Here is a 16,857-nt window from a genome sequence, read left to right as displayed (position 1 = left end):
GGTTTTGCATTGATCTACCGTGCGAGAATTATTTGGCTTCCGAGTCCCGGGCAACATCACTCATCAATTCCGCGTCTTCAAGGGGAGTGTCGCTATGCGGAATGACGGTCATCTTGCCATCGTTCTCGAGGATGACCCAGTTCGCATCCGTGAGCCGAGCGAAGCCTTGCTCGCGTAACACCGCGTAGATCTCAGCCTGCGAGATCCGTTCCTGCCGCATTGCCTCCTGTTTTATCCGTCCATTGTCGAGCAACAGGCGGGGGCGGGCCTTGATCAGTCTGCACACGATATCGCTGCGCAGGACGAACCATGTTACCAGCCATTGCAAAGCAAACAGGATGACGATTGAAAGCGCGGCATCAGCGATGCTCACGTCCTTAAGCAATATGCCCGAGGCAGCAAGACTACCTACCGCTACCGTAACGATCCAGTCAAAATTGTTCATCTGCCCGGTGGTTCGTTTGCCCGCAAGGCGGGTCATCAGGATGATAAGAAAGTAGAACACGACTGCGCTGATCGCCACGCTTTCGAGGCGATCGAGGCCATTGAACCAGGTGTCGATGGATTCGTTCATGATGATACCTTGCCACATCCTTCGGCTAAGCCGAGCTTTAAAAATGTTTTCTGCCGGCCTATGATCGGTGCCTACTCCTTGGTCTCGCCGACGGTGTCCGCCACGACCGCGCCACGCTCACCCATCGCCTCGGGAGCTCCCGTGGTCGTATCCTTGCGAGTCTGGTGCTCGATCTCGGAATCCAGTTCCGCGCCCAGAAGCACGATGTAGGCCGACAGCCACAACCAGGTCAGTAGGACGATGACACCACCCAATGTGCCGTAGGTCTCGTTATAGCTGCCGAAATTGCGGACATAGAACGAGAAGCCTATCGAGCCTGCGATCCAGATGAGGATAGCCAACGACGAGCCCGGCGTGATCCAGCGCCACTTTGGATCGTCGCGCGAGGGACCATAGCGATACAACACGGATAGGCCGCCCACCGCGATGATTGCCAGCACGAGCCAACGCGCGTATGTCAGCACCGCTTCCCAGTTCGCGGAGATGCCGATCGCATCGAGCAGGATTGGGACTCCGAGCATGAAACCGATCGCGACGAGAAGCGCGATGATCAGCAATACGGTCAGGCTAAGCGCCACGAGATTGAGCCGGACGAACCCGCGATCCTCGTCCTCGTCGTAGGCGACGTTCATACCTTCCATCAACGTCTTCATGCCTTTCGACGCGCCATAGATCGCCAACAGGGTGCTGAGCAGCGCCGCCCAACCCAGCGACGTGTCGGCCCCCGTCGCCACCTTTCGAGCTTGGGCCTGCAGAATGCGCGCTGCATCGGCGGGCAGTGCACCCGTCCAAGCTTCGATCTGCGTCTCGATCACCGCGGGATCGACGATAAGGCCGGCTATCGAGATCGTCGCCGCGATCGCTGGAAAGGCCGCCAACAGGCCGAAGAAGGCAACGCCGGCGGACACCACGGACACATGATCGTCGCTCAGTTCGTCCTTGGTCCGCAACAGGATGTCCTTCCATCCCGACAAAGGGATGTGGGCAGGACGGGTCGCCGAACGGCCTCTTTGATTTGAATGTTTCTGATCTGACATACCGACGTTTACGCAAGTCCGGGACTGCAGGTTCCTCATGTCGAGCGAAGCGCGTAAAAGACGCGCTGTTACTTGATGTGTGTTAAGTTGGAACAGTTTAGCGTTGAAAGTGGTTCGCCTTAACGAAACAGTATTGGGACAGGAGATATCGAATGACGGAAAATTCATCATCCGCCCCGAGCGGCTCTGGCGATGTTCGGAGCGAGCTGAAGGGCGATGCAAACGATTTGGCTGAGACCGCCAAAGGCCGCGCTAAGCGCGAAGCGCAATCTCGCAAAGAGGAGGCGAGCAGCGTCGCTAAGTCGACCTCCTCGGCGTTGCGGTCCGCGGCGCAGGAGTTGGAGAACGACGAGCAAGCCCCGACCTGGCTCTCTTCCGGATTCCGGCAAGCGGCCGACAAGCTCGCTGACATGGCCGGCACTCTTCAGGGAAAGAGCGTCGGCGACATAACGCAGCAAACCAATCGCTTCGCGCGCGAGAACCCGGGGACGTTCCTTGCCGGTTCGGCCGCCGCCGGGTTCGCACTGGCGCGCATTTTGCGGGCGGGCGTGGAGCATAAGGATCAGACGGAGTCTCCCGCAGCAGATTTCGGCTCGACCGGTGGTAGTTCGTATCGAGGAACGACAACCTCCCCGGTATCGACGGCGGGTTCCGGAGGTGCGCTATGAACCGCGATCCGCATACGACCGACATCAGCGGTCAAGCCCGCAATGACACCTCGAACGAGAACGTTGTCGATTTGCTCGGCAAACTGACCCACCAGGGCGCCCATCTCGCCCAGGAACAGTTGAATCTTGTGCAGGCTGAAATGCGCGAGGCGGTCAACGACATCAAGCAGGCGATCGCGGCCAGCCTCGGCGCCGCGGTGGTCGGCATCGCGGGTCTGGGCGTGCTGCTGATGGGGCTCGCTTATCTCCTGGGTGATGCGATCGACGATCTGGGTCTTGGCACCCTTATCGTCGGCGTCATCACGCTCATCATCGCTGGCATCCTCTTCATGGGGGCGCGCAAGAAGCTCGCCGCAACCAACCTATCCCCGCAACGCACGATAGAGACCGCCGAGCGCACGCCCGACGCGGCGACCGGCAACCTCACCGGACCTGGAGCACGCTAATGACCGATACCGACACCCGCGATCCGGACGAGATCGAACGGGAAATCCGCCAGACCCAGCGCGAGATGAGCCGAACCGTCGACACGATCGGCGAGCAGTTTACCCCCCGCAGCCTTCTCAACGCCTTGCTCGATAAGGCGGAAGAGAACGATGTCGATGCTCGCGCGATCCTTGACGGTGCGCGCCGCAACCCGATAGCTTTGGGGCTGATCGCTGCCGGTGGCATCTGGCTCATAAGTGACAGCGATGCCAAACTTTCGACCTTCAAGTCCTCGGACGACGATGCGATGACAGGCGACAGCTGGATCGATGGCCCTGAGCATCTTCACCACCGCGGTTATGTCGATCATATGGCTCGCATCGAACCGCGCGCCGACGAGGACGACCTCAGCTACCGCCGGCGACGCGACGATGCGCGAGCAAGCTACCTTATGATCGAGCGCGGTCACGACGAGGAGGAAAGCGGCTTCCGGAAGCGGCTCGACGACGCGACCGAGCAGATGCGACAACGGCGCGATCATCTCGTGCAGCAAGCGAGTTCTTTGGGCCGCAAGTCGCGCGAGCAAGGCGACCGAGCTACAGAGAAGGTTCAGGGCGCATACTACGATAATCCTATTCTGGGTGGTTTGGCGGCTGCGTTGGTCGGAGCAATTGCTGGTGCCGCTATTCCCGCGACGCGGACCGAGGAAGAGCAACTGGGATCCCTCGGAGCGAAGGCGCTCGACAAGGCCGAAGGGCACGCCGAGCACCTCGCCGAGAAGGCGCGCGCTAAAAAGGATGAAGTGGTATCGAAGGCCGAGAATAAGATGGCGGCGGAAGAAAAGTCGACAAGCGCTTCGCCTTCGGCAGGATAATCTTTCGTCCTTGCGCTGGGCGCTGCGATGTTAGCCCCGGACGGCAAGCCTTGAATCGTTCGTTACTGGCTGCGTCTATTTGGGATTGATATAGAAAGGCCCGCCATTCAATGGCGGGCCTTTCCTTACCTGCCAGTTTGTCAAACCCAGCGAATTACATCGTGTCAGCCTGATCCTCGAGCTGTTCGGCCTGCTGTTCGGTCTCGGCGGCTTCAGCCGCCATGCCTGCGTCCTCCAGAGCATCCGCCTGCGCTTCGAGCGCTTCGGACTGCTCGTCGATAACCTCGCCCATGGCTTCGGTCGCCTCTTCCTGAACGTCTTGCTGTTCCTCGGCAACGCTGTCGCAAGCCCCGATGGCTAGAAATAGCGGCGCGGCACATAGGACAGTTTTCTTCATCTCATTCCCCTTGACTGGTTTCTCGAATATGGGCCTAGGCGGGTCGCCGAAAGTAAGCAAGCAATGGCGGAAAGGCCTTCTGCATCACCATATAGCGGAGGCATCCAACATGGCACAGCGCGGCAGCTTACGACTCCGATTGCTGCGGTTTTGTATCGTTGTCCTAGTCCCGAAAGCTGACCTAGCTGCCCTGTTGAGTGCTGCGATCGACCGCTTCAAGAAATTCGACGACGGCCCGGCTGCTTTGGAAGCCAGCATCGCAGTTGCCATTCGGTGTGCCTCCGAAGTCCATGTAGCCTTCGAGTGAAGGATTGTAGGCGAACACCGAGAAGGGACCACCAAATCCCACTGAGACAAGACTGTGCCCAGCGCCGGGATACGTCCGCACCTCGACAATATCGCTTTTTCCCGCTGCGACCAGCCTCTGCCTGATCCGCTCGGCGCTGATCCAGGATGGCCAGATACCGTCTTCCGCGCCGGCTAGAACCAGGATCGGAACGTCGATGGATCCGAATGCCGTACCGAATTCGGCCTCTAGGCTCAGGACTCATTGCGGCGACCAGAAGATGACGGTTGCGGCGATGCAGATGGCGGACATGAAGGTGTGGGCGCATCGGTCGTAGCGGGTGTGGATGCGGCGCCAGTCCTTGAGCTTGCCGAACATGTTCTCGACCTTGTGACGCTGGCGGTAGAGGACCGTGTCGTGCGGGATGGGCACTTTGCGGTTGGTCTTCGACGGGATGCAGGCTGCGATGCCGCGCTGCTCCTGAGCGGCGCGGAACCAGTCGGCATCGTAGCCTCGGTCGGCGAGCAACGCCTTGGCCTTTGGGGAAGGCATCGACCATTAGCGCAGCGCCCTTGTAGTCGCTCATCTTCCCTTCGCTGAGCAGCATGATAAGCGGGCGGCCTTGGCCATCGCAGACGGCGTGAAGGTTTGAGTTCAGGCCGCCTTTGGTGCGCCCGATACGTCTGAGTAGAGCCCCTTTTTTAGCAGGCTTGCCGCCGTCTGGTGCGCCTTGAGATGGTGGCGTCGATCATCAGTCGATCCGGCTTCCCGCCCATGGCCGCCAGTTCGGCGAAGATGCGGTTGAACACGCCCAGGCGGCTCCAGCGGATGAACAGGTTGTAGACCGTCTTGTGAGGACCATAGGCGGGAGGCGCATCCCGCCAGCGCAGCCCGTTCCAGATCACGAAGATGATGCCGCTCACGATCCGGCGGTCATCGACCCGCGGAATGCCATGCGACAGGGGAAACCACGGCTCAATCCGGCGCATCTGCGCCTCGCTCAATAACCACAGATCAGACAATCGCAGCGCCTCCTCGACACCGCCATTGAACCAATCCATCGCTTCCAGTGCAAGCAGTTTAATGGGTCCTGAGCCTAGTTCGACAGCTTCATAGTTGTCCTCAGCGTCATCTAGTCCGAAGCAGTATCACCGATCTTCTCGTCCGCTACCATGATCATTTCCTGGAGCGCCTTCACGTGCTGCTGAAAGGCCCGTCGGCCCTTCGACGTGAGCGCTGCCCAAGTTCGCTGGCGGCCGTTCCGCGGCGCTTTCTTGATCGACACATAGCCCGCTTCTGAGAGTGTCGAGAGATGTTTCGAAAGAGCCGAGTCACTCACCTCGATGACGTCTCGAATGACCGAGAATTCGGCTTCGTCGGCGCGGAGAAGAATTGCTGCGATCTGCAGGCGCGCGGAAGCGTTGAACATCTCGTCGAGACCCACGCTCATAACCTCCCTTGACGCACATCTGCGCGATACACCCGTTCCCAGATCCAGCTGAGTCCCGATGTCCCGAGAGCGACGGTTGACAACGTCACCCAGAACCATGGATCGTCGGTCGGGTCCTCGAACTGGGTGAGGACGATGACCAGCGCGGATAGGTTCAGGACGATGATCGCTGCTACGATCCACACGGTCCTGCCTCGTTGATATCCGCTCACGAACATGCCGTGACGCCTCTTATCGTCCCGGACAATCAACAACATCAGGACCATTGCCGTCACGAAGACCACGGCTGTGACATCACGAGGGAGAGCTACTGCCGCGACAATCAGCGTCATGAGCAATCCACCGGCAAAATGCCTCCAGATCGGCCACCTCATTCGTCTCGCCAGACGATTATTCGTGGACTCGAGAGCTGCCAGTGCGTCCCGTGGGTCCTCAGAGTTGTTCATGTGCTTGCCTCCGTCTCGACAACCGTAGCTGCTCCTGCCGGCATTGCTGGCAAGGCCCCCTCACTCGCCTCTGCACTTGCACGTCGCCTAGCCAGATACTGGGAAACCAAAGGCCTGATCACCAAGCCGATCATATCGATGAGCACGTGCATCGCAATCGGCTTGATGACGGATCCGCTCGAGAGATAGAACCAGAAGAAGAGCGCACCCATCGCACTGGTCGCGAGAACACCCTTCAAACCCTGATACCAGTGCGCCAATCCGAATGCCGCGATCGAGATCATCAGCGACGCCGATATTGATCCGGTAGCTTCCAGCACCAACAGCGGGAGAGCGACGCGATAGAAGATTTCCTCGCTGATGCCGGCATTCAAAGCCAGAGGGATGCAGCATGCCACCTCCTTTCCGTTGCGCGGCAGAAGAGCTTCAATGTCGCCGACCACCGGTTGTGACATCTTCTTCAACCGCCGACGCCAGACCACGGCCGTGATGGTAAGGCCTAGAAGCAAGCCAATTGCCATTCCGAGCACCGTTTCAAAGCTGGAACCTTCGGGTTCCGAAGCTGCCTCGAAGGGAGCGATCAATGGCGCGAATTCAACGGGCACTGAGTATAGTGAGTCCAGTCTTCCGAAGGTCAGCAGCACGGCTAACCCGCCGACACCGAAAAGCGCCATCGGAACGACAGTCCATCGGCGGTAGAAGCGAACCCGGTCCGCGCTGGAATCAAACTTCTTGAAAGCTGCGTAGTCGCGCGAATCGCGCCAAGACATCCACGCGAGCCCGCACAGCACGACCAGAAGGACCAAACTGTCTACCAACACCATTGCCAAACCCTCACTTTCCTCGAAGGGAAATGACTAGATGCGACTTTCCTTCGAGGCAAGTCAAAACTTTCCTCCTTGGAAAATGACCTACACGCTACAGTGCGCGGGTAACCTGATGACAGGAGATAAGCGGGGGTTCTGAAGTAGGGCTGGTTCTTTCAATCCTTATCGATCGACAATTATCTGTCGCGACGTCCGCATCAGAAAGCTCGTTCGATGATCATCTCTTAACCAAAACTAGGGCGCGAAGCCGCCGTTGCGAGCGGCGCAATGGACGGTGACACGACCAAGAGCAGGTTCGATATACCTACACTCGACCGGTAATTTGTTGTGGAAGAGCGCCGGAATGGCAGGTGTTGGGCCGGTAGCGGACAGTCCGTTTATTGGGTTCGCCAAACTCCAGAGCTGCACTTCACCTAACGACTCATACGTTCAGCCAACGCGGAATCGGTTAGATCGATAACGCGGCCAGCGTCGACCCAGACTACCGTAGCGTGAGGTCACTTCTGCCGGGTGGTATGGTGTTTCTCTGGACCGTAGCAGCAGTCGACCTCTTTCAGGACTTCTTCTGTCGGTCCGGTCTCCCCCGATATGATCGAGATATCACCGGTGCTTTCCAAGACGATCGAGCGAACATCGGATAGGTCATGAATACCTTGCAGGCGGGGTTTATAGAGGACATCGCTTTCGCTCACACGCGTCTGAGCAAGCGCGCCTTCCAGTATCTTACCGTTATGCATCAGCATGATCGGATCGTTCTCAATCATAAGCTGGAACGCCCGCGATCCGCGGCGTAGCCGCGCCAATATCAACTGCGCTATCAGTAACGCAAGAATAGCGCTCAATGCCTGAATCAGCGCCGTCCATTCGGTAACGGTTGCTGCTGAAGCGAGCAGCGAACCGGTCGCGAGCGTAATGACGAAATCGATGGAAGTCATCTTCGAGAATGTGCGCAGTCCGATAACACGCACGACAAGAATGACCCAGACGAGCGTAATGAGGCCAAGCGCGGCTCCGCGAATGATTGCGTCGGGGTAGTCACTCAAACCAAATATGCTTTGATTTCCTTGAGCCTTTTGGGGGGGGGGCAAGCTATCTCAGCCCGCAAGGAGCAGGCCTAACTGCAGACAGTAACCGCTCGCTTGCCCGGGCGGTCGATCCCGCACGATTCCTGATTCCGAGTCCAGTTTTCCATTTCTGGCGAAAGTTAGTCGGACAAACTTTCTAAGGCGGTAGGTGGGCCGAAAGGAGACTGTCGGCCTATCCTTGGGCCACCGACCAAAGCTGCCTCAGCAAACGCCCCCGTCGCGGCCGGCAGTAGCTCGCACTAATCCTTCGGACGCTCCGGAGCAGCCTCTTCCCGAGCGAAAGGCTTGTGCAGGCGGTCGATGCGATATTCGGCCCGAACTTCGCTTGCCGCGCTGAGCCATGGCACTGCCTCCGCGAAGATAAGGCGAGCACTCTGTCCATCCATCGGAAGGTCGTTCGGTCCGGTCCAGTTGACCAGCAGGCAGACGCCATCTTGGGAAAGACTTTGCCAAGCAAGGTCCGCGACCCGCGCAATCTCGTTGCGCGAGAGAAAGTAGAGGATCTCGGAGAATACGATCAGGTCGAAGGTCCCTTCCGGCCATTCCCGGGGAACTTCGGCTCGGACGAGCGAGACGTGGTTGAGATCGGCGAGGCGCGATTCTGCCAGCCGCAGAGCGGCAGACGAGACGTCGATGCCCAAAACAGCGTCGCACACGCTCGCCAGTTCCGCCGTCAGCACGCCATTTGCGCATCCGACCTCCAACGCACGCTCGAATCGGTTGGGAAAAAGCATCGTCAGTGTCGCACGCCGTTTGGCCGCCTCGTACGCCTTGCTCTCGAAGCCCCATGGGTCGGGGTCGGCCGCGAAGAGCGCATCGAACGTCTCCCGCCGGTCCGACGGGTCATCTTTCATGGAGGAAGACCTCGGGATGGCTCGCGAAGTGTTCGAACAATGCGGGCGGCATAGTAAAGCCTGCCGAATCGTCGTCGATCAGGTCGGTCATTTGGGAGGCATAGGCGTCCATCGCGTCGCACTTCGCACGGTGAAACCGGCTATCGAAGAACAGGCTCAAGCGGTCCGGCACGGGACGCTCGCCGAAGCGCCCCCACACCGCGAAGCTCCAGAGCGCAGCGCCCGTTAGGTCGGAGAGCATCCGCGCCACGATGCCAGCAGTCCGGTGATCGCAATGCGGATCCCCAAGCCATGTCGACCAGATCGAGGTCGCATTCGCAACGCAGGGGTGGTCCAGAAGGCGATCGACGACCTGCGGGGCGCTTTCGTCCGTCGTCTTGCCATCGGGTAGATGCGCACGGACCACGGGAATCGATTTGTCGGGAGCGAGCGCCGTCAGCGCGTTGTCGAACTCGGCCGCTCGCACCGCAACGCGTCGCGCAGTGTCGAATTTGCGCGAATTGGGGTGCGAGCCTTCGCCGTCGGTCAGCAACAGGATGGCGACCTCACGCCCCTCGGCGACCGCTGCAGCCAGCGCCATGCCGCAGCCCAGTGTCTCGTCGTCCGGATGAGGGGCGATGATCAGCAAGCGGCCCGGCGGAGCCAGCACTTCGAGAGACACGCGCCGGACTGACCGGGCGGCACGTAGAACCGAGCCTTCGGGCAGAGTGGGAACGCTCATAGCTGCTCGGCGCGTGCGGCCATCACTGCCAATGTCTCGGCCGCTCTGGCGCGTTTCGCGTCGGGTACGGCCTGGCATAGGAACAAACGCAGGTCCCCCATCATGCGGTAAACGAACGAGCCTTCGACATGTGCCGCCATGCCGAGCGCGCGCTCGGCATTCTCAATCACCAGTCGGCACGCATCCTCGGTCACCTCACGTGCGAGTAAGGATAACGCAGCCTTGTGGCCCGCAGCTCCGTCCGCTTCGACCTCATCGGCAGCACGCAGCAGCCAAAGTCGAGCCGATTCTATCGCGATCGCGCTGGCAACGATACGGCCCTGCTGGTTCGGCTCCTCGGCACGCTTGCGGTCGGTCAGTTGCCCCAGCATCGCATGATACAGCGCTTCGGCGCCGCCGAGATGGGCCGCGCAGTAGCGCCAGATACCGCCCTCGAAATGAGGTTCGCGCAGGTAGTCCCCCGGGGTGCCAATCAGCGCATCGTCGCGGACGCTGACCCCTGAGAACTGGTATCGACCCGATTGGGTGGCACGCATCCCACCCATCGACCAAGCCGAATAATCGCACCGCTCAGGCTCGTTTGCCGGGACGAGCAGCAACTGCTGGCCTTCCGCCGTCGCGACAGTGACCATTGCCTGCCCGACGAGCCCAAGGCCGGAGGCGAAGCGCTTGGCTCCAGTTAACGCCACCTCGTCCCCGCGACGATCGAAGTCGAGCGGTTCGGCGGGATCATCGGCACCCCACACGCCAAGAAGCGCGCCTTCTTCGATTGCTTTCGCCGCATTGCTCGCGGTGCCCTCGCTGCCATACAGCGCGATGAGCTTGACCGCGTTCATGTGGCCTTCGAACAACCTTGCCAACGACAGGTTAGCCCGGCCGAGCGCGCGCAATGCATCGAAAGCATCGCGCGTTCCGGCTGGTCCGCAGCCCCAGCCTTCGCCGCCCCACCGCTGGGGCAAGCAGGCGCGAAGCCAGCCGCGTTCGGCCAACAGCGAAACCTCCTCTGCCAGCGAACCGCAGGAGCAATCCGAGGCTGGAGCCAGTTGGCGAACCGCCGTTTCGAGCTCGCGAGTCGAAGCCGCGTCAGGCATTGCCCAGACCGTAACTAGCCGCAAGCTTGCGCGCAATCCGCAGTTCGCGCTGCACGGCGCTGAACGTCATCGGGGCGCGGGTTTTGGAGCGCGCATGAAACCCCCTGCTCGTGCCGCCGAATATCTCCATCCACAAGGTCGCTTCGTCGTGCAGGAGCCATACCGGCTTTAAACGGGAATCGCATTCCGGATCGGCAGAAAGGACCCTTTCCGCCAAGGCATCGCCGCATCCCCCCAATGCCCGTCCGGCAAGGCGGGCGGAGGTGCGGGTTCCGAAATTCTCCATCGCCTTGACCGCGAACCCCGCCCCAAGCATCGCATCGCACAATGCGCGATCTTCCCCTACGGGAGGGGTCGGCAGGCCGCCGAGCCTGAGATAGCTCGATGTCTTCATGACAAGGCTCGCTCCGGAAGGCCGGAAGGCGAGGGTACTTACCCGCCCGCGCGTCCAGTGTCGCCAGAGGCGTTCGCAAAGGCCGAGATAGGCGCGCTCGGCATCGCCGACTTCGCGGACTTGCGCCGGCAGTGCGGATAACTCGGCTTCATCGAGCAGGACATCTTCGCAGATGAGGTCGTAGCCTTCTGACAGGAGGCGGAGCCCCTTATCGATCCAGCCCTTGCCCACCATCGTGTCGGCATCGGTGGTGAAGAGAGCACCTTGGGGCGCCGCCCGCGCCGCCAAATCGAGCGCGAGCCTGCGGGAGTGCGGTGCGTTGCAGATTGTGCGATCAAACGACACTTCAACCGCTAAGAACGGTATGCCCCCGCGCAGAGCCCATCGCTCGATGATTTTTGGCGAAGCATCGCTCGTATCGTTCAGCACGAACACCGCGCAGCCAGTGAAGGGCGTGCCATGCATGGCAGTGGAAATTGCCTCGAGCGTGGCCGGGAGGCGGGATTCCTCGTCGCGTACGGGAATGGCGATCGCGAAGTCGCAACCGCGCTTCAGTGAGCCCGTGAACCCCGTTAACTCGGCCTTGTCGACGAACGGCGGGCTCGCAAGAAGGGCAACAAGTTCGGCCTCTTCCGTCGATGCCGATCTTGGGCCCGGTCCTTCGAGTGAAAGGTCGGGCATGGAAAATGGGGATCGGACCTCATGGTGCCCGACCCCAGCCAGTGCAGTCATTTCGCCGCCAAGTTTACGCTGCGTTCGGCGAGATCGCTCAGGTTCTCATCCGTATTGTAGATGTCTTCGGTGATCGCATCGAGTTTGGCGACATGGTCGCTCTTGCCCAGCGCTTCGGCGAAGGCCTTTGTGGTGCCAAAGCCGCAGATGCCGTAATGGCACATACGCTGATACTGGGCGACGATGATAACGTCGCGCACGTCATCGTCGGAAATATCGGCATCGAGGGCGTGCTTGCGAGCCTCCTTCACAAGGCCTTCCATCCCCTTGCAATGCTCTTTCTCGTCCACTCCGCAATCATCGAGCAGTTCCTTGATCGTCTTGGTGTGCTTGGCGATGCCCTCGGCACCCTTTTCCAGCTTCGTCTTGAGCGTGGCGTCACCTGCCTTGCTCGCCAGTTCGCGCACGACCTTTTCCATCTGGTCGTTGGCAGACCACAGGTCGGCCAGTTCTTCAGTGTAACAATCGGTGAGGTTTTCCGGAGCGGACATGGGCTGTTCCTTCGCGCTTGGTTCGCGCTCGCGAGACATCTTGCGAGCTGGAATCATAAAAATGAAGAAGGTTTTCGTTCCCGAACGGGAAAGACAATTTGCTACAATCATCAAATGTTAGTTGGTTCGCAAAGAAAGGCTTAGCAAAACGCAGCCGACGTAGATTCGTCTCTCAATTTAATATTTGTTAGCGGCGTAATTTTATTGACGTGTGCACAGATATTTTTTGGCGAGAGTGCAACCCTTGGCGAAGGGCGCCGTTGGAGTGGGATAGAACCCCCAACATCGGAGCACTCAATGGCCAAAGAACTCGACCTGTCCAAAGGCGGAGCCAACCATCAGAAGCCCAAGGGCGATGATGATGTGATGACCACCGCACAGGGTCATCCGATTTCGGACGATCAGAACTGGCTGACCGCCGGTCCGCGCGGCCCGCAGCTGCTCGAAGACCAGATTGCGCGCGAGAAGATCTTCCATTTCGACCACGAACGCATTCCCGAGCGTGTGGTTCACGCTCGCGGGTATGGCGTGCATGGCCATTTCGAGCTGAAGAAAGCGATCCCGCAGTATTCGCGGGCGCGGATCTTCAATGAAGAGGGCGTTAAAGTGCCCACCTTCACACGCTTCTCGACCGTGGCGGGCAACAAGGGATCGCCTGATCTGGCGCGCGACGTGGCTGGGCCTCCAGTCGGTGATCTGGGACGAAGCGCTCAAGGTCAACGGGATGGACCCCGACTTCCATCGCCGCGACATGTGGGATGCGATCGACGCGGGAGACTTCCCGCAGTGGGATCTAGGCATCCAGGTGTTCGACGAGGAATTCGCCGAGCAGTTCGAATTCGACGGGCTGGATGCGACCAAGATCATTCCGGAAGAGCAGGTTCCGGTCGAGATCATCGGCACGCTGACACTCGACGCCAATGTCGATAACTTCTTCGCCGAGACGGAGCAGGTAGCATTCTGCACGCAGAACCTGGTGCCGGGCATCGACCATTCGGACGATCCGCTGCTGCAAGGGCGCAACTTCAGCTATCTCGACACGCAGCTGAAGCGGCTGGGCGGCCCCAACTTCACGCATCTGCCGATTAACGCGCCCAAGTGCCCGGTGCGCCACTTCCAGCAGGATGGGCACATGGCCATGACCAACCCCAAGGGCCGCTTGAATTACGAGCCCAACAGCTGGGGCGATGGCGACGGCGCGGAGGAAGATCGCGGCCCTCGCGCCTGCCCGATGAAGGGGTTTCAGAGCTATGAGGCTCCGGTCGAAGGACCCAAATTGCGCGTGCGCAGCGAGACCTTCGCCGATCACTACAGCCAGGCGCGCCAGTTCTACGTCAGCCAGACCCCGGTCGAGCAGACGCATATGGGAAACGCGCTGACCTTCGAGCTGTCGAAGGTTGGCCGCATGAGCATTCGCAAGCGGATGATCGGCCATCTGCGGCACATCGACGAGGGTCTCGCGCAGGAGGTGGCCGACGGGATCGGCCTTCCCGAACTGCCCGAAAAGGTCCCCGCAGCGCGCGACCCGATCACAGACTTGGCCGAAAGCCCCGCGCTCTCGATCCTCAAAAACGGCCCTGGCACCTTCAAGGGCCGCAAGCTCGGCATTTATATTGCCGAAGGCGCAGATGCGGATGTCGTCAAGGCGCTGAAGGATGCCGCGACCGACGCGGGCGGCATGGTCGAAATCGTCGCACCGCACGTGGCCGGTGCCAAGCTTTCCGATGGCAAAATGATGGAAGCCGACGAAAAGATCGATGGCGGTCCCTCGGTCACCTACGACGCGGTGGCCGTGGTGATGAGCGAGGCTTCGGCCAAGCGCTACAACACCGACAAGCCGAGCATCGACTTCGTCAACGACGCCTTCGCCCATGCGAAATTCGTCGCCTACGTCCCCGCGGTCAAACCGCTCTTCGAGACGGCCGGCGTGTGGAACTGGATGGACGACGGCTTCGTCGATGTCTCGTCGGGCAAGGATGCGGCCAGTGCCTTCATCGAGAAGAGCGGCGAGCTGCGTTTCTGGGACCGCGAGAGCGTGAAGCAGGATTGAGTGGAAAGGACACCGACATGAAAAACAATCGAGAAATCGGCATTGCAGGCAGTGTCGCCGCCGCGGGCGTTGCGCTTGGCGCCGTGGCCTTCGGCGCTTTCCTCTCCCGCCGGCACGAAGGCGGCGGCGACGATGCGCCGAAACTGGCCCGCCGGAAGAATCAGGGTGAACACGCGCTGGTGGGCCGCACGGTCACGATCCGCAAGCCCGCCGCCGAGCTCTATGTCTATTGGCGGGACTTCGGTAATTTGCCCGAGTTCATGGAGAACGTCGAGCGGATCACCAAGCAGGGCGGAACGAAGGGCCGTGCGACTTGGACGATCAAGGCGCCCGCCGGGACGACGGTCGACCTGAAGACCGAGATCACCGACGATGTCGAGAACGAACGGATCGCTTGGGCATCGGTCGAAGGCTCGGATATCGAGACTACCGGCTAGGTGACCTTTACCGAAGCGCCCGGCGATCGCGGCACACGGGTCTCGCTCCGGATCGAATACGACGCACCGGGCGGCGCCATCGGGCGCGGGATTGCCAAGGCCTTCCTGCGCGAACCCGAAGTCCAGGCCCGGCACGACCTCAAGCGTTTCAAGATGCTGATGGAGACGGGCGAGATTGCCACCTCCGCGCACCGCAAGAGCGAAACGCGCAAAGCAAAACAGCAGGAGAACGGATAATGCGCGCACTCACATGGCACGGAACGCACGACGTCCGCGTTGATAGCGTGCCCGATCCCGAAATCATCAATCCGCGCGACGCGATCCTAAAGATCACCTCCACCGCGATCTGCGGTTCGGACCTGCACCTGTACGACGGTGTCATCCCCGGCGTGGCCCCGGGCGACGTCCTCGGCCACGAATTCATGGGCGAAGTCGTGGAGACCGGTAAGGACAGTACGCTCAAGAAGGGCCAGCGCGTGGTCGTGCCCTTCACAATCAGCTGCGGCAACTGCTTCCATTGCCAGATCACGCAATACTCCGCGTACGAAAATTCCAACCCGGCGGAAAAGCAGGACATGTCGGCCACGCTTTACGGCCATCCGATGGCTGCGCTGTTCGGCTATTCGCACCTGACGGGCGGCTATTCGGGCGGTCAGGCCGAATATGTCCGTGTGCCGTTTTCCGATGTCGGGCCGATCGTGATCCCCGACCATCTCGAGGACGAGAAGGTGCTGCCCCTCTCCGATATCCTGCCGACCGGCTGGATGGGGGCGGAAAATGCGGATATCCAACCCGACGACACGGTCGCCGTATGGGGCTGCGGCCCGGTGGGGCTGTTCGCGATCCAGTCCGCCATCATCATGGGCGCGAGCAAGGTGATCGCGATCGATCACTATCCGCACCGGCTCGAACTGGCTAAGCAACTCGGCGCCGAAGTGATCAACTTCAAGACCACCGAAGTGCGCGAAGCATTGATGGCAATGTCGGGCGGGATCGGTGTCGACGCGGTGATCGACGCGGTCGGCATGGAATCGCACGGTTTCGCGGTCGACAACATGCTCGACATGGTCAAGCAGACCGTCGGCATAGGCGCAGACCGTGCAGCGGCGCTCAAGCAGGCGATCCTAGCGGTGCGTCCCGGCGGGCGCGTCTCGATCCCCGGCGTATATGGTGGGATGACAGACAAGTTCCCGTTGGGCCCGCTGATGGAAAAGGGGCTGCAGGTGCGCGCCGGCCAGACCCACGTACAGCGCTACACCAAACCGCTGCTCGACAAGATCGAGGATGGCACTATCGACACCACCTTCCTCATCTCCCACCGCCTGCCGCTCGAAGACGCCGCGCGCGGTTACAAGAACTTCCGCGAAGAGCAGGACAGCTGGACCAAGGTCGTCCTCAAGCCTGGCATGGAAGCGGGAGCTACCGCGTGAGCAAGAACCCGGCGACAAGCTTTCGGGTCTGTGCGTCGTAACCGGCGCCTCCAGCGGCATCGGGCTCGAATTGGCGAAACTTGCAGCGAAGGACGGATGCGATCTAGTGTTGGTGGCGGATCGCGATCTGGCCTCCGCCGCCGGCGCCGTGCGCGGATGCACCGCCGCCTAGCGCAGCCCGAACCCTAGCATTGGCGAGAACCTTTCTGACAGAATTGGCCGCGAATTACTGAACGTTATGGCACAGCACTTGCCTCCAACCTTGGCAATGTTTGCCTAGTGGACGCAAGCAAGCGCTATTATCGGGACGTCGGCGGCACATTCTCCTGACAGCCGCCGAGGAAGGTGCGCCTTTCGCTGTGATAGAAGATGCGAAAAACCCTGCCGCTTGAAAGGGCTTATTCAAGCGATCGCCAACGTCGATGAAGGAGCACTGCTTTCGCGGCTAGAGGCCCCTAGAGTCGAACGCAACGCGAAGGCTCGCCGGTAAGGTAGCGTGATCAAGACCGTCGGGCTAATGTGTCGCTAAGGCGGCGGGGTCCGCTTCCGGGAGATCCCGAAACATTCTCTAACGACCGAAATTAAGG

Annotated in this window: 19 protein-coding genes and 3 pseudogenes; 8 read left to right on the top strand and 14 right to left on the bottom strand. The window is 60.5% G+C overall.

The annotated features are described in order from the left end of the window. Nucleotides 1-28 precede the first annotated feature (28 nt). Together EG799_RS01930 and EG799_RS01925 are read right to left on the bottom strand one after the other, a co-directional pair. Entirely contained in the window at nucleotides 29-574 is a 546-nt protein-coding gene (locus EG799_RS01930) for a DUF421 domain-containing protein (protein ID WP_158610985.1), read from the bottom strand. Nucleotides 575-645: 71 nt separating this feature from the next. Then, the gene (locus EG799_RS01925) at nucleotides 646-1,524 is read right to left on the bottom strand and encodes a YihY/virulence factor BrkB family protein (protein WP_199798259.1); all 879 of its coding nucleotides are present in this window, start codon (nucleotides 1,522-1,524) and stop codon (nucleotides 646-648) included. 239 nt (nucleotides 1,525-1,763) lie between these two features. Between EG799_RS01925 and EG799_RS01920 the strand changes: the two genes are divergently transcribed. The 3 genes from EG799_RS01920 to EG799_RS01910 are packed head-to-tail and all read left to right on the top strand — an operon-like array spanning nucleotide 1,764 to nucleotide 3,579. Then, nucleotides 1,764-2,279: a hypothetical protein gene (locus EG799_RS01920; RefSeq protein WP_123878053.1), complete on the top strand. Its 516-nt coding sequence runs from the start codon at nucleotides 1,764-1,766 to the stop codon at nucleotides 2,277-2,279. After that, entirely contained in the window at nucleotides 2,276-2,725 is a 450-nt protein-coding gene (locus EG799_RS01915; protein WP_123878051.1) for a phage holin family protein, read from the top strand. Before EG799_RS01920 ends, EG799_RS01915 begins: the two co-directional genes overlap by 4 nt. Further along, nucleotides 2,725-3,579: a DUF3618 domain-containing protein gene (locus tag EG799_RS01910; RefSeq protein ID WP_123878049.1), complete on the top strand. Its 855-nt coding sequence runs from the start codon at nucleotides 2,725-2,727 to the stop codon at nucleotides 3,577-3,579. The genes EG799_RS01915 and EG799_RS01910 overlap by 1 nt, the downstream gene beginning before the upstream one ends. Before the next feature lie 154 nt (nucleotides 3,580-3,733). Here the strand turns inward: EG799_RS01910 and EG799_RS01905 are convergent, their stop codons facing one another. The 12 genes and pseudogenes from EG799_RS01905 to EG799_RS01850 form a co-directional block, all read right to left on the bottom strand. Continuing rightward, nucleotides 3,734-3,976 carry a hypothetical protein gene (locus tag EG799_RS01905; protein ID WP_123878047.1) on the bottom strand — a complete coding sequence of 81 codons (243 nt, stop codon included), beginning with the start codon at nucleotides 3,974-3,976 and terminating at the stop codon, nucleotides 3,734-3,736. Nucleotides 3,977-4,157: 181 nt separating this feature from the next. Further along, nucleotides 4,158-4,481 carry an acyl-CoA thioester hydrolase/BAAT C-terminal domain-containing protein gene (locus tag EG799_RS14350; RefSeq protein ID WP_407641234.1) on the bottom strand — a complete coding sequence of 108 codons (324 nt, stop codon included), beginning with the start codon at nucleotides 4,479-4,481 and terminating at the stop codon, nucleotides 4,158-4,160. A 42-nt stretch (nucleotides 4,482-4,523) separates the two neighbouring features. Continuing rightward, nucleotides 4,524-5,284, bottom strand: a pseudogene (locus tag EG799_RS01895) (IS5 family transposase). 110 nt (nucleotides 5,285-5,394) lie between these two features. Beyond that, the gene (locus EG799_RS01890) at nucleotides 5,395-5,712 is read right to left on the bottom strand and encodes a winged helix-turn-helix domain-containing protein (RefSeq protein ID WP_123878045.1); all 318 of its coding nucleotides are present in this window, start codon (nucleotides 5,710-5,712) and stop codon (nucleotides 5,395-5,397) included. After that, a complete protein-coding gene (locus tag EG799_RS01885; protein WP_123878043.1) occupies nucleotides 5,709-6,044 on the bottom strand; it encodes a hypothetical protein in 336 nt (111 codons plus the stop codon). The genes EG799_RS01890 and EG799_RS01885 overlap by 4 nt, the downstream gene beginning before the upstream one ends. 110 nt (nucleotides 6,045-6,154) lie before the next feature. Further along, entirely contained in the window at nucleotides 6,155-6,982 is an 828-nt protein-coding gene (locus EG799_RS01880; RefSeq protein WP_234029173.1) for a CPBP family intramembrane glutamic endopeptidase, read from the bottom strand. A gap of 500 nt (nucleotides 6,983-7,482) precedes the next feature. Next, nucleotides 7,483-8,028, bottom strand: coding sequence for a DUF421 domain-containing protein (locus EG799_RS01875; RefSeq protein ID WP_199798258.1), 546 nt, complete (start codon nucleotides 8,026-8,028; stop codon nucleotides 7,483-7,485). 281 nt (nucleotides 8,029-8,309) lie between these two features. After that, nucleotides 8,310-8,924 carry a class I SAM-dependent DNA methyltransferase gene (locus tag EG799_RS01870; RefSeq protein WP_123878039.1) on the bottom strand — a complete coding sequence of 205 codons (615 nt, stop codon included), beginning with the start codon at nucleotides 8,922-8,924 and terminating at the stop codon, nucleotides 8,310-8,312. Continuing rightward, on the bottom strand, nucleotides 8,914-9,645 hold the full coding sequence (locus tag EG799_RS01865; protein ID WP_158610984.1) for a PIG-L deacetylase family protein: 732 nt from the start codon (nucleotides 9,643-9,645) through the stop codon (nucleotides 8,914-8,916). The genes EG799_RS01870 and EG799_RS01865 overlap by 11 nt, the downstream gene beginning before the upstream one ends. Then, complete coding sequence (locus EG799_RS01860; RefSeq protein WP_158610983.1) at nucleotides 9,642-10,634, bottom strand: acyl-CoA dehydrogenase family protein; 993 nt, start codon at nucleotides 10,632-10,634, stop codon at nucleotides 9,642-9,644. Before EG799_RS01860 ends, EG799_RS01865 begins: the two co-directional genes overlap by 4 nt. A gap of 94 nt (nucleotides 10,635-10,728) precedes the next feature. Continuing rightward, the gene (locus EG799_RS01855) at nucleotides 10,729-11,565 is read right to left on the bottom strand and encodes a hypothetical protein (RefSeq protein WP_234028971.1); all 837 of its coding nucleotides are present in this window, start codon (nucleotides 11,563-11,565) and stop codon (nucleotides 10,729-10,731) included. Between the two features lie 293 nt (nucleotides 11,566-11,858). Further along, nucleotides 11,859-12,353 (bottom strand): YciE/YciF ferroxidase family protein, encoded by a 495-nt coding sequence (locus EG799_RS01850; protein WP_123878031.1) that lies wholly within the window; start codon nucleotides 12,351-12,353, stop codon nucleotides 11,859-11,861. Nucleotides 12,354-12,650: 297 nt separating this feature from the next. On the opposite strand from EG799_RS01850, the pseudogene EG799_RS01845 reads away from it, so the two are divergent. From EG799_RS01845 to EG799_RS14140, 5 genes and pseudogenes are all read left to right on the top strand, one after another. Next, nucleotides 12,651-14,403 (top strand): annotated as a pseudogene (locus EG799_RS01845) (catalase). Between the two features lie 17 nt (nucleotides 14,404-14,420). Further along, nucleotides 14,421-14,840, top strand: coding sequence for an SRPBCC family protein (locus EG799_RS14150; RefSeq protein ID WP_234028970.1), 420 nt, complete (start codon nucleotides 14,421-14,423; stop codon nucleotides 14,838-14,840). Further along, complete coding sequence (locus EG799_RS14145) at nucleotides 14,841-15,077, top strand: SRPBCC family protein (RefSeq protein WP_234028969.1); 237 nt, start codon at nucleotides 14,841-14,843, stop codon at nucleotides 15,075-15,077. Further along, nucleotides 15,077-16,270: a zinc-dependent alcohol dehydrogenase gene (locus EG799_RS01835; RefSeq protein WP_123878029.1), complete on the top strand. Its 1,194-nt coding sequence runs from the start codon at nucleotides 15,077-15,079 to the stop codon at nucleotides 16,268-16,270. The genes EG799_RS14145 and EG799_RS01835 overlap by 1 nt, the downstream gene beginning before the upstream one ends. 28 nt (nucleotides 16,271-16,298) lie before the next feature. Further along, nucleotides 16,299-16,418: pseudogene (locus EG799_RS14140) on the top strand (SDR family NAD(P)-dependent oxidoreductase); the annotation flags it as partial. Between the last annotated feature and the right edge of the window lie 439 nt (nucleotides 16,419-16,857).

Origin of the sequence: Aurantiacibacter spongiae (assembly GCF_003815535.1) — a bacterium.
Classification (GTDB): domain Bacteria; phylum Pseudomonadota; class Alphaproteobacteria; order Sphingomonadales; family Sphingomonadaceae; genus Alteraurantiacibacter; species Alteraurantiacibacter spongiae.
This window is presented reverse-complemented; position numbering and strand designations above follow the sequence as displayed.

Bases quoted from the DNA above. Each gene is read 5' to 3' on its own strand.
- EG799_RS01835 (WP_123878029.1), top strand. From the start codon at position 15,077: ATGCGCGCACTCACATGGCACGGAACGCACGACGTCCGCGTTGATAGC.
- EG799_RS01930 (WP_158610985.1), bottom strand. From the start codon at position 574: ATGAACGAATCCATCGACACCTGGTTCAATGGCCTCGATCGCCTCGAA.
- EG799_RS01910 (WP_123878049.1), top strand. From the start codon at position 2,725: ATGACCGATACCGACACCCGCGATCCGGACGAGATCGAACGGGAAATC.
- EG799_RS01865 (WP_158610984.1), bottom strand. From the start codon at position 9,645: ATGAGCGTTCCCACTCTGCCCGAAGGCTCGGTTCTACGTGCCGCCCGG.
- EG799_RS14150 (WP_234028970.1), top strand. From the start codon at position 14,421: ATGAAAAACAATCGAGAAATCGGCATTGCAGGCAGTGTCGCCGCCGCG.
- EG799_RS01850 (WP_123878031.1), bottom strand. From the start codon at position 12,353: ATGTCCGCTCCGGAAAACCTCACCGATTGTTACACTGAAGAACTGGCC.
- EG799_RS01885 (WP_123878043.1), bottom strand. From the start codon at position 6,044: ATGACGCTGATTGTCGCGGCAGTAGCTCTCCCTCGTGATGTCACAGCC.
- EG799_RS01920 (WP_123878053.1), top strand. From the start codon at position 1,764: ATGACGGAAAATTCATCATCCGCCCCGAGCGGCTCTGGCGATGTTCGG.
- EG799_RS01870 (WP_123878039.1), bottom strand. From the start codon at position 8,924: ATGAAAGATGACCCGTCGGACCGGCGGGAGACGTTCGATGCGCTCTTC.
- EG799_RS01915 (WP_123878051.1), top strand. From the start codon at position 2,276: ATGAACCGCGATCCGCATACGACCGACATCAGCGGTCAAGCCCGCAAT.
- EG799_RS01905 (WP_123878047.1), bottom strand. From the start codon at position 3,976: ATGAAGAAAACTGTCCTATGTGCCGCGCCGCTATTTCTAGCCATCGGG.
- EG799_RS01890 (WP_123878045.1), bottom strand. From the start codon at position 5,712: ATGAGCGTGGGTCTCGACGAGATGTTCAACGCTTCCGCGCGCCTGCAG.
- EG799_RS01880 (WP_234029173.1), bottom strand. From the start codon at position 6,982: ATGGTGTTGGTAGACAGTTTGGTCCTTCTGGTCGTGCTGTGCGGGCTC.